The following is a 579-nucleotide window of genomic DNA, read 5'->3' as shown; positions in this document are numbered from 1 at the left end:
CTGACTGCCAAGGCATCCACCGTATGCGCTTCTTCACTTGACCATATAACCCCAAGCAATCTGGTTATACTGTGAAGACGACATTCGCCGAAAATTCGCATTTACTCAAAGAGCAACTCACAAATTTTACCTTAGCCTGAACCTACACCAGTGAAAGTGTCTGTCCAGTCTATCTTTCTATCACATACCCAAATTTTTAAAGAACGATTCTGAAAAAGATCAGAAATCAGCATTCAACCATCAACCGATGGAATGCTCATTTCTAAGCTTTGACAACGATGGAGCACCAAAAGTGGTGGAGCCAAGCGGGATCGAACCGCTGACCTCCTGCGTGCAAGGCAGGCGCTCTCCCAGCTGAGCTATGGCCCCATAATTGGTGGGTCTGGGCAGATTCGAACTGCCGACCTCACCCTTATCAGGGGTGCGCTCTAACCAACTGAGCTACAGACCCAATCGTCTTCTTCAATGAATCAAGCAATTCGTGTGGGAGCTCATGAGCCAGCTGTTGTCGTCGATTAAGGAGGTGATCCAGCCGCAGGTTCCCCTACGGCTACCTTGTTACGACTTCACCCCAGTCAT

At 48.7% G+C, this 579-nt stretch carries 2 tRNA genes and 1 rRNA gene; all 3 read right to left on the bottom strand.

What is annotated here, in order from left to right:
• Positions 1-293 precede the first annotated feature (293 nt).
• Positions 294-369: transfer RNA gene (locus QMX89_RS22690), tRNA-Ala, on the bottom strand.
• Positions 370-374: 5 nt separating this feature from the next.
• Positions 375-451: transfer RNA gene (locus QMX89_RS22685), tRNA-Ile, on the bottom strand.
• A gap of 65 nt (positions 452-516) precedes the next feature.
• Positions 517-579 (bottom strand): 16S ribosomal RNA (locus QMX89_RS22680); the annotation flags it as partial.

The organism is Pseudomonas sp. PS01301, assembly GCF_029960215.1.
GTDB lineage: Bacteria > Pseudomonadota > Gammaproteobacteria > Pseudomonadales > Pseudomonadaceae > Aquipseudomonas > Aquipseudomonas coleopterorum.
Note: the sequence above shows the minus strand (reverse complement) of the source record. Positions and strands in the feature narration are given on the sequence as shown.